This is a genomic window from Calditrichota bacterium (assembly GCA_014359355.1).
In the GTDB taxonomy this organism is placed as follows: domain Bacteria; phylum Zhuqueibacterota; class Zhuqueibacteria; order JANLFK01; family Oleimicrobiaceae; genus Oleimicrobium.
The window spans coordinates 1-13,878 of sequence record JACIZP010000229.1; the positions used below are offsets into that span (position 1 = coordinate 1).

Here is a 13,878-nt window from a genome sequence, read left to right on the forward strand (position 1 = left end):
GCGGTTTTGTGCTTTCTGAGAAGCATGAAGTGCGGAGGGAGTGCTTTTCTTGCTTGCGCGCTATGCAGATTTTGCGTATATTTGCCCGACCTTTTCATAGCTGAACGGGAGCAGAGCAGACTCCTGTGGCGAAGGCATACTACGGAGGAGCTATGGAAGCGACGCGCAAGACCCTGCCGCCAAACGCCTATCGTCCCCTCAATGAGGGCGAGGTGTATGTGCCCTATGTGCCGCCTTCTCAGGCCCCCGCAGAGGCCAGTGGGCGGGCAATCTTCTGGGGCCTGCTCATGGCGGCCGTGTTCACGGCCGCTGCTGCCTACCTCGGTCTGAAGATTGGCCAGGTCTTCGAAGCCGCGATCCCGATTGCCATCCTGGCAGTAGGACTGGCCGGACTCTACGCTCGGCGGAACACCATCCTCGAGAACGTGATCATCCAGTCCATCGGCGCCGCCTCGGGGGTGATCGTAGCGGGGGCGATATTCACCATCCCCGCCCTTTACATCCTCAAGCTGCAGGCCAACTTTTTCCAGATCTTCCTCGCCTCTCTTTTCGGCGGATTCTTGGGCATCCTCTTCTTGATTCCGTTGCGTCGCTACTTTGTGGCGGAGCAGCATGGCCATCTCCCGTTCCCCGAGGCCACGGCTACAACTGAAGTCCTTGTCACCGGGGAAACCGGTGGAGCGCAGGCGGTCGTCTTGCTGATTTCTGCGGCGGTGGGCGGTATCTACGACTTCTTGATCGCCACATTTGGCATGTGGGCGGAGGTGATCTCCACGCGGTTGGTGCCGTGGGGCGCTGCACTCGCCGACAAGGCAAAGTTGGTGCTCAAGCTCAACGCCGGTGCGGCAGTCATGGGTTTGGGCTACATCATCGGCTTGCGCTATGCCACGATCATCTGCGCCGGGAGCTTCGTGTCCTGGCTGGTGCTCATTCCAGTCACCTGGTTCTTCGGGCAGCACCTGGGCGTCACCCTTCCGCCTGGCAGCGTGCCCATCGGTCAGATGTCTGCCGAGCAGATTTTCACCTCTTACATCCGCCACATCGGCATCGGCGGGATCGCCTGCGCGGGTATCATCGGCATCGTCAAGAACATCAAGATCATTGCCCAAGCTTTTACGGTGGGCTTCAAGGAGATTTTTGCGGGGAAGGCGGCCAGCACCGGCGGCACAGTCAGCAGGACTGACCGCGACATCCCCATGTCCGTGCTCCTCGTCCTCATCGGCCTGGTCACGGTGTGCATTCTCCTTTTCTTCCGCGCCTGGGTGGTAACGAGCTGGCTCCATGCGGTGGCGGCGTTGCTTCTGGCGCTGGTCATCGCTTTTCTCTTCACCACGGTGGCTGCACGGGCCACGGCCATTGTGGGTGTCAACCCGGTCTCCGGCATGACGCTCATGACTTTGATTGTGAGCAGCATCATACTGGTCAAGTTGGGGCTTTCGGGAACGAGCGGCATGTTGTCGGCGCTGATCATTGGCACCGTTGTCTGCACGGCACTCTCCATGGCTGGGGGGTTCATCACCGACCTAAAGATCGGCTACTGGATCGGTTCCACGCCCTTCAACCAGGAACGGCTCAAGTTTCTCGGAGCGCTGGTCGCCTCCTTGGCTGTCGGCGGCGTGGTGCTGCTCCTCAACAAAGTGTACGGCTTTGTACCTTCTGAGGAGCATCCCTCGCCGATGGCCGCCCCCCAGGCCAACGCGATGGCCGCAGTCCTCAACGTTCTTTTCACGAGCTCTCAGGTGCCGTGGGGCTTGTACGGCGCAGGGGTCTTCATGGCGCTCACGCTGGAGATGATCGGCGTGCCACCTCTCGCTTTTGCCTTGGGCATGTATTTGCCCATCGAGCTTAACACCCCGCTCATCGTAGGAGGGCTGATTGCTCACTGGGTGTCGCATCGCAGCAAGGACGAGGCCCTCAACAGTGCCCGACGCGAGAAAGGGACGCTTATTGCTTCGGGTTTCATCGCCGGCGGCTCCATCATGGGGGTGGTGAGTGCCTTCCTCGCGCTTGTGGCGGGCGACAGACTGCACATTGGCCTTGCTGAGACCACGATCGGCAACTGGCATGTGGGGATGATGGTAAGCCTCGTGGCTTTCCTCGGGCTCTGCATATTTCTCTACCGTTACGCCATGAGCGCACGAGGACAGGGGTAGGAAGAGCTCTTGCCGACGAGGGGAAAAGGGCAGAGGGCAGGAGCAACAACTCCTGCCCTTTGTGCACTACGCCCTTGTTCTGGGTCAGAACCGGTCCGCCAGCCTGGTAGTTTCCATGGCCTGCACGACTCCAGCCAGCACGCGCCGCACCGTCTTGTTGACATCGTGCTTGGCCCGGCGGCGCAGGAGCGGCAAGGCCTGCGGATCGCCGATCTTGCACAGAGCTACGGCGGCGGTAATGCGCGCCGCATAGTCGAGGTCGTGCTCGACCATCCACATCAGCCGGGGCACCGCCGCGCGGCACTGCATGTCCCCAAGCAGCTGGGCAGCGCTGGTGCGCACCCCACGGTTGCCATCGCTCAGGCAGGCAATCAGGTAGCGCTCGTACTCTCCATTCGGCGCCGTGGCTTTCGCCGGAAAGACGCCAGAGAGGGTAACGATGGCGCTGAGCAGCACAATGGTCACCGCCTTCATCGCATGGGCCTCCTCGATTTGTTCACCATTCCACCGAGCCCATGTTCAATTCCCATGCCATGGCGGGCGAAAGGCGCTTCATGGCCTTCTTTTCGATGGCGCTGTAACTATTTGTGAACTCAAGGGATGGCAAAGCGCAGAAGAACGGGCTTTGCTGCTCGGAAGGGGTAACTGTGTGGGCCCCAGTGAAGTGGTACAAATCCCCCATCTCCGCGGCACGCATCGTACCACTCACGGCGGAGTGGCGCGGTACTTGTCCAACTTTTCACGCAGCGTCTTGCGGGCAATGCCCAGGATGCGGGCCGCTTGCGACTTGTTATGCCCCACGGCCCGCATCACCTGCTCGATGTAGCGCCGCTCCAGTTGCTCGAGGGTCAGCTGCTCGCTCTCTGCCACCAGGGCTTTGCCCTCCACGGGAGAAAAAGGCACCAGGTGAAAGGTCAGATAGGGTCCGCGTTCCAGAATCACGGCCCGTTCGATAAGGTTCTGGAGCTCCCTGACATTGCCGGGGTAGTCGTAGGCAACCAGCCTTTGCAGCGCACGGGGATCAATGCCTCTGAGGGGCTTCTGGTACCTCTTGGCAAAGCGCCTCACAAAGAAATCGGCCAACAGGGGGATATCCTCCCGGCGCTCGCGGAGGGGAGGGAGTGCAACCTCCACTACGTTGATCCGATAGTAGAGATCTTCGCGGAATTTGCCTGCGCGAATCTCCTGACGCAAGTCGCGATTGGTGGCAGCGATCAGCCGCACGTCAACTTGCAACGTGTCGTTCCCGCCCACTCGCTGAAAAGTCCCCAATTCGATGACCCGCAGGAGTTTGGCCTGCACGGCGAGGCTCATGTCGCCTATCTCGTCCAAGAAGAGGGTCGAGCCATGGGCGAACTCGAACTTGCCCATCTTGCGAGCGCATGCCCCAGTGAAGGCTCCCTTCTCGTGGCCAAATAGCTCGCTCTCCACCAGCGCCTCGGGGAGGGCTGCGCAGTTGAGCGTTACCATTGGGCGTACGGCGCGCTGGCTCTTGCGGTGGATTGCCCTGGCCACCAGCTCTTTGCCAGTGCCACTCTCGCCCGTTATGAGCACCGGCACGTCTCGCGGTGCCACCTCGTCGATGAGCTCGCGTACGGCCTGCATCGCCGGGGACTGCCCCAACAGCTCCGCCTCCTCTTCCTGTCCTTGCACCCGAAAGCCACTCAGCCGTTGCCTGGTTTGGTTGCTCCGGCCTCCAGCCATGCGCTGGCCGTTCGGCAAGAGGCGTTCCAGGCACAGCACCCCCTGGCTCATGAGCACGCGCAATGCGTCCAACTCGGGCGCACCATAGTCGGTGCCATCGCCCTTTTGCCCCAGACTCAATACACCCACCAAGAGGCCTTTGACGTAGAAAGGCAAGCGCAGCTCACAACGGAAATGGCGTGCCTCCCCCGGCGCGAACATCATCAGAAACCTCGCCCCATGCTCCTCTGCCAAGGCGAGCAGCTCGCCGCCTTCGTACATCCATTTGGCCACATCCTCGGTGAGCACCAGTCGCGCTTCTGGCAACCGGGCCGTGGCAAAGCCCCGCACCCGCTTGTGGGTCAGGCGAAGCGTCTGCACATCGAAGAGCATCAGCGACGCCTGGCAGCAGCCAACCAGGCGCACCGCAGCGTCGATGAGCGCGTCCAACAAGGCATCGAGGTCCCGGCACGCCAGCAGGGTCTCGCCCACCTCCGCCAAGCGGCTCAGCAGCACACTGCGTTCGTCGGGTGTCGTCATTGCAGCTCTTCATACAGAATGTTAGGGTGAAAAGTTGCAGACAAAACGCTGAGGGGCAGAGGAAATGCGAGGCGAGGATGCCGCAATTACACAGGGCAAGCCAGCCCCCGGAGCGGCAGCCGCAGGGTGTCAGAAGGCCTCAGTCTGGCAGGAGGAAACACATAAAGCTCAGGCTCGTGTCTACAAAGACAGCGACCCCTCGTGGGCATTCATCAGAAAGTCGGCAGGGTCAGAACAGCATCGACAGAAAGGCTCAAAAGCGATATGTGGCAGCCACCCGCAGGCTGGCGTCGGTTGCAGAGTACCTCCAATCCACTCCGAACTCCACGTCCCCCTGGCTTGCGGGGCGATTGCTCCGCTTGGCCAGCCACATGGCGTCGACGGCGCTCACCAAATGGTTGGCAATGATGGCACCCACCACCATGACCGAGCGCTGGTAAGCTTTGTCGGCACCCACGCGCAGGTGTGCGTAGCGGACACGCTCCACCTCGCTCGGCCACGCCCAGAAATAAGTCTCGCTGTCCGGGTACACCTTTGGCAGGTTACGCTCCCGCAGCATCGCCGCGTTGTAGGCCTCAATGTCGCTGTAGTTGCCAATATCCACGAAGTAGCGGTGGGACTTGCCCCGTGGCTCGACACCTGCCCGTGCAGCAGCGTAGGCACGATAGTCCTCGGTGCGCCAGTCGCCATAGACCCTGAAGGCAGCAAATGCGGCCCACAGCCCCGCTTCCGCTGCCGTAAAGGCCCAGCCACGAGTCGCGGCCCTGCAATAGCGCTCCCCCAAGCCGGGCAGGAGGAGCGAGAGGAAGAACGCCCGCGCTGGCGACCTCCCCGTCACCGGGCTTGTTGACGGGGCAGGCGCTGCCAGCGGCTTCATGACAGGAACCTCTCTGAGGAGCACCTGCGCCGCCCCTTGACTGCCCAGGGAGCCGAAGAATAACCTCGTGGCTGCGTTCAGGGAGTCGCTGTGCGGCAACTCCTGGCCCATGCCACATGCCGAGAGCGCGAGGACCATAGCCACCGCGCTCGTTGTGCTCAGGCCCTTCACCAGTTCACCCGCAGGCTAAGGAGATAGTCACCTGTCTGCGGCATCGGGACGATGCGCAGCGAGGTATGAGCCACGCGACGGTTGTGCCGCGACACGGTCCATGCCGCATCCAACGCGCTCAGTCCGTGATTAGCAAGGGCAATCATTTCGCAGGTGGCCGCCTTCTTGTAGGCCTTGTTGCTCTTGTCGCGCAGCGTCTCGTAGTAGTCTCGCCGTGCCGAATCTCTCCCCCGCGGCGTGTTGGTATCGTCCCAGCCGACATTGAATTGATCGTACTTGCCGATCATTTCGTAGTACTGTTGGTCCTTCTCTTCGTGCAGGAAGTGACTAAAGTGTTCGCGTTCCCACTGGCGCAGCGCCGGCAGATCTGACGCGGGCAGGCCTGACTCCAGAGCGATCCAGGCCCAGTATTCATCCTCCCGCCAGTGCGTGTCCGCGAATTCGTGAAACTGGCTCTTGATGCGGTCGCCATCCTTGTCCCAGCGGACGTAGAACACCCAGCTTGCCACTTCTACCGTGACAAAGCCGAGGGCCTTCCAATAGGAACCAGCGTAGACCTGGCCGGCGCCGGGTATTGCCGCTGAGGCCAATCCGCCGAGCAGCGGAGACTTCTGCCCCCCTTTGGCATTGTCCCTGTGCTTCTCCGGTGCGAGCGCCCCGCGCAGCCACGGGCTGAGCAACGCAGCGTGAAACGTGCGCTCATCACCAGTCACGCCCAAGCGCTGCCTTTGAAGAAGCGAGTTCTGCGCCGCCGCTTCTTCTACTGCCCCTGCAACCCAACAGCAGACGGCCATTACGAGCAGGAACGTGCGGGTCATCGGCTCATGTCCTCCTTGCCGCTATTCCCAGAATGCGAAGGCAAGACCAAAGTGATAGCGCCATTGCTGGCCATGACGAAGGCCGGTGGACGCGTTGGTGAAACCGTCCAGGCCATAGGCAGCGCTCAGCCAAAGGCGCGTCGGGTAGCCGTAGAACGAGAACGCCTCAAGACGGAGCTCCACGCCTACGTCGCGCTTGAATTCCTTCGGCTCGAGCCGCCCATTGAAGGCGTTGCCCCAGTCGGCAAAAGCCCCCGCGTACAGTTTGTCCATGGTCACCTGGAGGACCTTGCGCTTGATGGTCCTCCACAAGGGGAAACGGTAGTTCAAGGTGGCCACCAACATCTTCCGGCCTTCGATGCTGTAGTAGGAGTAGCCACGCATCCCGTCCAAGCCGCCGGCGAAAAAGTTAAAGAAACTGTCCACCGGGCGGTCAATGTAGCCGGCGCGCAGGCGCAGGCCTAAGGCGTGTCGACTTACGGGGACGCGCAAGTACTCCTGCCAGTCCAGCTGGACGGAGTTGTAGTTGTACGGCGTGTACATCTCCTGCACAGTACCGTACGGGTTGTCGGTGGAAAAATCCTCAAAGAACTTGTTGAACTCGTAGCGGTACATGAACCTGATCTTTCGCCCAGCCGCCGGGGCGATCTCGCTCGCCACTGCGCGACGGACCAGGTCGACCTCGCAGTCGACGCCGACCCGATTGCCGATGAAATAAGTGTTGGCGGGCGACCACCACCGCTTGTTTTGAAAGTAAAAGTCAGCGATCTTGCTCGTGTACTGCGCGTGCGAAAAGACCGGCCTGACCAAGAGCGCATCGAACAGCCAGTAGCGGCACCCGATCTCCGCTTCCAACACGTCGAAGCGCAGCTTCACCGGCAACAGCGGCTCGCCCTCCAGGATTTCGATGCGTTCGTCCATGTGCAGCGAGAATGCGTAGAGCTCCAGGAACAGCGTGGGCGCGAAACGCCGGTACTCAAAAATGGCAAACGCATCGAAATCGCGAGCCAGGTTCACTCCGAACCCGCCGAGCAGTGAGTACCGGTCAACCATGTCCGACGAGTAGAAATAGCTCCCCACCTTCAGGCGCCCGTAATCAAGCATGATGCGGGGGAGGAAGGCAAGCTGCGAATAGGCCATGCGGTACGGCCGCGCTGACGGTGCACGAGATGAGTCTGGCGGACTGGCAGCAGAGATTGGCGGCGAGGAGTTAGAACCCTCGCTGCGTAACCACGGCAAGGGAAAAGCCGCCACCGGCGGCCGCGATGAAAGCTCTTGCAGCGCAACCTTGTAGCCGTCTGCACGAAAAGAAGAATAGAGCAACTCGCCCGCGTCGTTGACGTCCGGCATAAAGGCGCCACCTTCAACATTGGTCAGCTGCTCGATTATCGTGCCTGCCACGTCGACCCGGTAGATGTTGAATATCCCGGTGCGAACCCAGCTAAAGTAGACCCACTGGCCGTCGGGGGAGAAGTGAGGGTCGCGCGCCTCCCCTTCGTCGATCAGCACGCGCATCGACCCTGAGGCCACCTCCATGAGCACGATGCTCCGCCCATGAGCCTTTCCCTGGGCGAAGACCAGACTCCTGCCATCCGGTGACCAGCGAGGCCCGTAGATTGTCTCTCCGTCCTTGTTGGTCGTTAGGTAGCGGAGCCCTGTGCCGTCCGCGCGCAGCGTGCAGAGATTATCGGTCCCGTCTCTGCTTACCACACACGCCAGGAGCTCGCCGTCCGGGGACCAGTCTGGGTCCCGCGCGCGGAGGGCATTGGTGAGACGAGTTTCGCGCTTGCGGCTCAGGTCGTAGACATGGAGGTCGAAGAGCCGCGAGCCATGCGCACACACACGCCGCCGCGCATAGACCAACCGCGTGCCTTCCGGCGACCAAGAAAGCTGGCCCTGCACGCCACGAGCTATCCCCCGCTGCGCAGCGGTGGTGCGGTCGTACACAAAAAGGGTCGTCTGGCTGAGATAATCGCGGTCACCCGTCCCCACATAGGCGAAACGCTGGCCATCCGGGGCCCACGCCGGGGAGACATTGCTGATGCCTTCCTTCACGAGCAGCTCGCCCTCCGCGCGATTCTGCCGCACAGGCGCCAGCTGTTCCTCGTAGCGCTCCTTCAGCCACGAGACCCATTCGGCGTAGAGCTGCTTTTCAGACATTCCCAGCACCCGCTGCACCGCCCCGTTCATGGTGAACTGGAATGGCTGACGAAGCACTGCGCAGAGGCGAGACAATACCTCCTCGCCAAACCGCTCCACGATGTACCGGACTAAGGAGTAACCCTGATTGTACACCCGCTCATTGCCTAAGCTGTTGTTGCCAAAGACGCCCATGGCGTCCAAGGAAAGAAGGTTGCCGCTGATAACTGCCGTGCGGAGCACCATGTCTCGGTGCGCGTCCCAGGTGTCGTGCCTCAGCGAGGAAAGCTGGTGCTGCGCCATGCCCTCGGCGAACCACATGGGGACTATGGTCATCGGCAACGGGTAGGAGACAATGCGGTCCGGGAAACCCAACACGACATCAGGACGCCGCTCATCTTCGCGGCCGATGGCCTGGAGGTAGAAAGCAGGGACGCGTCGCGTGATCTTGCGCGCTGCGCCGAGGGAGATCAGATGGCAGAACTCGTGTGTGACCACGTTGGGCAGCCAGTCGTGGGTGCCGCGCAACTCAAAGTCCATAGGTGGCGCCCAGATTTCCACCTTGTTGTCGTAGTAGTACGCAGCCCCGTTGGAGTTGTCATCATAGTCCTTGATGATAAAGTGCACCTTGCCGTCAGGTCGGTATCCGTAGAGTTCAGTGACTGGGCCGTAGATTTGCTCGGCGATGCGCGCCACCTCCCGGGCGGTGCGCTCTGTCCCCTCGTGAAAATGCACGGCAAAGTGCGCAGTTTCCAAGGTGTACCAGGAGAGCTCCGGGTGATTGTACTCGGCTTCCTGTGCCCACGTTTGGGCAAAAGAGAGCGCTGCGCCGGCCAAAGCGCAGGCAAGCCACTTTGTCAATACTGTCGGCACGCCTCGGCTCACGACCCTACCTCACCACCGCGATTCTCACAAATTCGACCTGGCGGGTGTTCCCCTTGACCGCCTCAAATCGGCCCAGATAGACCCCCGCCTGCACCTGGTCGAGTCGCCATTCCACCTCGTTGTCGCCCGTCGAGTGGACAGTGCCGCGCAGCTCCGTGACCATTTCGCCGAGGAGGTCGTACACACGGATTCCCACCAGGTCGACAGGCTCAACCAGCTGGTAGCGCAAGAACACTCTGTCTCCTGCGCTGGGGTTGGGATAGCAGTACACCGACTTGTCTACGAACAGGCGCCCCCGTTTCTTCTCCGGCACTGTAGGCACCACAAGCCTGCCGTGGTGACTGGCGTTGCCACGATACTGAGGCCAAGGGGCAGAGTTCGCCTCCGTTCTGCCATCAGTGCGCCAGGCGTAGAGATAGCCGTCGCTGCTCATGGCTACCAGCTCCAATTTGCCGTCACCGTCAAGATCGTGCAGAGCCGGCGCCATTGTGACCTTTTCCCCTACGGAGAAGGCCAACTCCGGAGAGGTCTTCCCGCCTTGGGCGAACGCTGCGACGCCCTTGCCGGGCAGGTAGGCGACGAACTCAGGACTTCCGTCGCCATCCACATCGCCTGCGACGGGAGGCGATGGTACTGACCCCGACGCAGTGCCAGGCGACAGGGGAACGCTCAGGTCGTTTGCCACCACCGCGGTTGCGTCATAGCCAAACAGGCCAGCGGTGGTTGCCAGGACCACTTCCGGCGCTCCATCGCGGTCTACGTCGCCTGCAGCCGCTCCCGGCAACGCCGTGCCGCGAGCTGGCCCAGGCCCGCTGACGAGCGCCCCATCGCCCAGACGGAGCGAAAAGAGCCTTCCGTCCGCTTGGACCACTATCACCTCCTGATGCCCATCGCCGTCCGTATCCGCAAGGACGGGTTCGCTCCACTTGGTCGTTCCCCGAGGGCTTTGACGCCACACGGCCTCGCCAGTCTCGCTCACCAGCGCCACGCCTCCGCTCGCCGAGGTGGCCACCACCTGTTGGCCTGTCCATGCCAAACCGGTTAGCGGCTCGGAGAAGAGAGTCGCTGACCATTCCGCGGCGAGCTCCCCATTCTTCCATGAAAAAGCCTGGAGTACTCCGTCGGCGGTGCCAACGTAGGCGCATGGTTTCCCACCCGAGACGAGCATCAATTCTGAGGTAGGAGGAGAGCCCACCGTAGCTGCCGAAGCAAGGTCTGCCCTGCCGTCATGGTCGCGGTCGGCAACACGCCAGGCGACCACTTCTCCGGAGGCAAATGCCGCCAGCACTTCAACCCTGCCGTCGCCGTCGATGTCTGCCAGGGCCGGGGCAGAGGCCATCTGCTGGGGCCACTCCGCGAACAAGGCCACCTCTTGGCAAAGTGTATCACCGCTCAGCGTGGTCGAACATCTCTTCGCGTCGTTGGCGACGACTTTGCTGCCGTCGCCGAACCAGGCAAAGAGCTGCCCGTCGAGGGTGGCGGCCACGATAAGCGTGGTGTCACTCTCCTGCCGCAGTGGTGCCACAGCCAGTCCGGCGCTCTCTTGACCAACCCCGAAAAACCGCGGAAAACCAGGCACCAACGCCTCGTGGCGCACGGCGAAGGTCATCACCGAGTCGAGGTCCGAGAAAGATGAGAGCACGATCTTGGTATCGGCCCCGCTGTAGGCCCTGGTGTTAGGCATTGTGGACGGCCCAAAAATGACCTCTGGAGCGGAGTTGGCCTTTTTGTGCGACTCGTTGCCGCTCCACCAAGGGTCCCAGAAATCTCCTGCGTCGTAGCCGTAGGTGGGGAACCCGAAGTAGTAGCCGATGTCTTGTGCGGCGTCACACTCCTCCAAGTCCACCCCGCGATGTCCGGCTTGCACGTTGACCCGGTTATCTGCGTAGCCGGCCTCGATGACGCGCTCATCAACATGCCAAATGAGGATTCCCGAGCCAGGGAGCCCAAAGTCGTATTCGTCAACTTGAACGATGGTGCCTGACCAGCCTGTCGGCAGCAGACGTCCGTCCTCGAGGATCTCCACACGTCTGCCCAACGCGTCCCTGCATACCACGCGTCCGTCCCTGTTGAGGTCCCGCTGCCGATTCTCCACCAGAAAGTACTCCTTCGCATCGATGGGGATCTTGTAAATGCGGGGGGCGCTCTTGGCCAATGCTGCGGCCACAGGGACGCTACTCTGGTAACCGCGCAGCTCCACCGGTTCTTCCCAGCCGAGGAAGACCTTCGACCAGGCACACGGCTGAGCGGGCACAAGTCCTTGCAGGTTCATGGAGCCTTGATCCATGAGCCCCCAGCGGCCGATGCCCGGCCGGTTTTTGTCCGTGTCGTTCAAGCTGGGCAGTCCCAGCTGTGCGCCAAGGAGCATGGCCATGGGGCCCAGCAGCCCAATCTCGTAGCCTTCCTGGCTTTCCGTCTCCGGCAGGATGATTCCCTCTTTCACAAAACTGCGCCCCTGGTTGACAGGGATGCCGCGGTAGAGAGGATCGCCTCCGCCCAGCGCTGCACGGAGCGTGCTCAGATTCACAAACGCCGACTGGATGTCGTAGGGGGTCGGATCGAGGTCCAGTTCAAAGTCTGCGCCAACTCCGGCATGAAACACCATGAGGCAGTCAAATTGGGAAAAGTCGATTGCGTCCGCGCTATCGGCAGCCTGGACGGCATCGGCCAGCAGGTGTGCCCACCCTGTCTCCTTAGTAGCGGCCTCACCCGAGCCGCTGTAGTATTTCATTTCCCGCGGCAGTTGGTAGCTTTCCTCCTCCCCCTGTGGCCAGACCTCCCAGCTGAGAGTCAACTTGCCGTTGGAGACAGTGCGGTAGTAGTGCGCCAGCGCCCGCAGCTGATTGTCAAAATAAGTGCGATTGTGTGGAGGCGGGTCAATGGCAACCTCAGAAGCGGTGCGCAGGTCGAAGGTGCCGTCGCCAGTCGTGGTGGCCAACTCGTCGCGTTGAAACTGGGCGCGGAGCACGAGAATGCGGAGGTGACGGGCGGCCCGTTGCCCGCTCCTGACGCCCAGAAGGTCCTGGTCCGGAGCGCCGGTGACCACCATCCGTGGCCGTACTGGATGATTAGCTGCGACAGGTGTCCCCGCCAGCAGGCCTAATTGGGCAACCTGGGCAAGAAGCAAGAGTTTGGAGAAGTGTACCTTCCGGTCCCTTATGCGCATGCTGATCACGCACTCCTGTGCCGGGCCCTCGGCGGTGAGCTCTGGTGGCCCGGCGTGCTTGTTATCGATTCAAAAAAGGCAAGCACCGAGCCGGGCCCCTGTAGCCCGACTCCTGTGCTTGCCCATCTTGTTGCTGCTCAACCCTGGACGCGAGGCGCTAAAAGCCGATCGTCAGCGAGAAGCGCATGGTGCCTGCCAGTGGGTGGCCCTCAGCTGCCGCCACATAGCCGAAATCAAAGCGATAGAGCGAATACTGAATCCCTGCGCCAAAGCTGGGGAATTTCACCTTGCCAATCTCGTCGTAATGGTACCCGGCGCGCAGGGCGATCAGGTTTGCGTACCAGTACTCCACCCCTGCGCCAAGGATCCACTCCTTCAGTTCTTCGCTGAAGGAATCGTCGGTCCAGGAAGTGAAAATCGCCTTGTAGAAAGGATCAGAGGTTCCGTCTTTGTAGCGGCGCACCAGTTCTTTGTCGCCCTGCACGGCCAACGTCAGCTTGTTATATTCGGTGTCCACCAGCCGGTACGAAGCCCCTAACGACAGGTTGGTAGGCAGGGGGTCGGCCTGGTCGGCATCCACGTAAGTAATCTTCGGTCCCATGTTAGAGAGATTTGCGCCCAACGCCAGTCCCCGCAGCCATGGTGCCTTGTACAGAGCGGACAGGTCCATGGAGAAGGCTGTGGCCTTTCCCGGGTCCTTGGCTGCGCCAATGGGCACATCGGCCAGCGACGAGCGGATGTAGCGCATGCTCAAGCCCAGACCAAGGTTGTCGTTCAGCTTTGTCGCATAGTGGGCAGAGACAGCGAACTCGTAGCTGGTGAAGCGCCCCAGCTCCTCTGGCCCTTCCTCGCCTGTCCAGATTTGCTCCCCATAGTTGATGTAGGTGACGTTGAAGCCAAAGGTGCCCAAGCCCTCAATGGGCAATCGGAAGGCACCGAACTCGTAGAACAGGTCATCTGCCAATTGGGGAAGCCATTTGGCATGCATCAGGGTGATCTCCCGCCCCTTCTGGAACGCCAAACCTGCAGGGTTCCAGTACACCGCCGTTGCGTCATCCGCCACCGCGCAGAACGATTCGCCCATGCCTGCTGCCCGCGCGCCCGGGGCGATGCGCAGGAACAGCACCGCCGACTTGCTCACTCCGCCTGCAAAGGCTTGGCCGACAAGCCCCGCCGTAGCCAGCGCCATCATCATTGCCACGATCGTCTTCTTCATCGCTCAGACCTCCACAGACACCATGACCGTCCCGACCACCACCCGCGCAACCCAATCACACCTTGGAGCCCAACTGTCGCTCAAGAACGAAAAACGCCGAACGACCACGATGATCTGCACCTGAGCAGTCACCACCTCATGACATTCGGCGCACAAAAAAGAGAGTTTGCTACCGGTCAGAGGACCTGCACTTTACACGACTGCCCTTGCCAAAGACAGGCGTGGTCAGC

At 61.4% G+C, this 13,878-nt stretch carries 9 protein-coding genes; 1 reads left to right on the plus strand and 8 read right to left on the minus strand.

Annotation, left to right across the window (positions count from 1 at the left end):
* The first annotated feature begins 152 nt into the window (after positions 1-152).
* Positions 153-2,153: an oligopeptide transporter, OPT family gene (locus H5U38_10320; GenBank protein MBC7187417.1), complete on the plus strand. Its 2,001-nt coding sequence runs from the start codon at positions 153-155 to the stop codon at positions 2,151-2,153.
* Positions 2,154-2,237: 84 nt separating this feature from the next.
* On the opposite strand, the gene H5U38_10325 is transcribed toward H5U38_10320, so the two are convergent.
* The 8 genes from H5U38_10325 to H5U38_10360 all read right to left on the minus strand — a co-directional run bounded on the left by H5U38_10325 (position 2,238) and on the right by H5U38_10360 (position 13,648).
* The gene (locus H5U38_10325) at positions 2,238-2,627 is read right to left on the minus strand and encodes a HEAT repeat domain-containing protein (protein ID MBC7187418.1); all 390 of its coding nucleotides are present in this window, start codon (positions 2,625-2,627) and stop codon (positions 2,238-2,240) included.
* Between the two features lie 22 nt (positions 2,628-2,649).
* Positions 2,650-2,850, minus strand: coding sequence for a hypothetical protein (locus H5U38_10330; protein ID MBC7187419.1), 201 nt, complete (start codon positions 2,848-2,850; stop codon positions 2,650-2,652).
* Positions 2,851-2,858: 8 nt separating this feature from the next.
* Positions 2,859-4,376, minus strand: coding sequence for a sigma-54-dependent Fis family transcriptional regulator (locus H5U38_10335; GenBank protein ID MBC7187420.1), 1,518 nt, complete (start codon positions 4,374-4,376; stop codon positions 2,859-2,861).
* A 253-nt stretch (positions 4,377-4,629) separates the two neighbouring features.
* Positions 4,630-5,424: a hypothetical protein gene (locus tag H5U38_10340; protein ID MBC7187421.1), complete on the minus strand. Its 795-nt coding sequence runs from the start codon at positions 5,422-5,424 to the stop codon at positions 4,630-4,632.
* Positions 5,421-6,242, minus strand: a complete 822-nt coding sequence (locus H5U38_10345) for a hypothetical protein (GenBank protein ID MBC7187422.1) — start codon at positions 6,240-6,242, stop codon at positions 5,421-5,423. Before H5U38_10345 ends, H5U38_10340 begins: the two co-directional genes overlap by 4 nt.
* A 21-nt stretch (positions 6,243-6,263) precedes the next feature.
* Positions 6,264-9,254: a PD40 domain-containing protein gene (locus H5U38_10350; GenBank protein ID MBC7187423.1), complete on the minus strand. Its 2,991-nt coding sequence runs from the start codon at positions 9,252-9,254 to the stop codon at positions 6,264-6,266.
* Positions 9,255-9,270: 16 nt separating this feature from the next.
* Complete coding sequence (locus H5U38_10355; protein ID MBC7187424.1) at positions 9,271-12,432, minus strand: T9SS type A sorting domain-containing protein; 3,162 nt, start codon at positions 12,430-12,432, stop codon at positions 9,271-9,273.
* A gap of 157 nt (positions 12,433-12,589) precedes the next feature.
* Positions 12,590-13,648, minus strand: a complete 1,059-nt coding sequence (locus tag H5U38_10360) for a PorV/PorQ family protein (protein ID MBC7187425.1) — start codon at positions 13,646-13,648, stop codon at positions 12,590-12,592.
* Between the last annotated feature and the right edge of the window lie 230 nt (positions 13,649-13,878).

Bases quoted from the DNA above. Each gene is read 5' to 3' on its own strand.
- H5U38_10320 (MBC7187417.1), top strand. From the start codon at position 153: ATGGAAGCGACGCGCAAGACCCTGCCGCCAAACGCCTATCGTCCCCTC.
- H5U38_10325 (MBC7187418.1), bottom strand. From the start codon at position 2,627: ATGAAGGCGGTGACCATTGTGCTGCTCAGCGCCATCGTTACCCTCTCT.
- H5U38_10330 (MBC7187419.1), bottom strand. From the start codon at position 2,850: ATGCGTGCCGCGGAGATGGGGGATTTGTACCACTTCACTGGGGCCCAC.
- H5U38_10335 (MBC7187420.1), bottom strand. From the start codon at position 4,376: ATGACGACACCCGACGAACGCAGTGTGCTGCTGAGCCGCTTGGCGGAG.
- H5U38_10345 (MBC7187422.1), bottom strand. From the start codon at position 6,242: ATGACCCGCACGTTCCTGCTCGTAATGGCCGTCTGCTGTTGGGTTGCA.
- H5U38_10355 (MBC7187424.1), bottom strand. From the start codon at position 12,432: ATGCGCATAAGGGACCGGAAGGTACACTTCTCCAAACTCTTGCTTCTT.
- H5U38_10360 (MBC7187425.1), bottom strand. From the start codon at position 13,648: ATGAAGAAGACGATCGTGGCAATGATGATGGCGCTGGCTACGGCGGGG.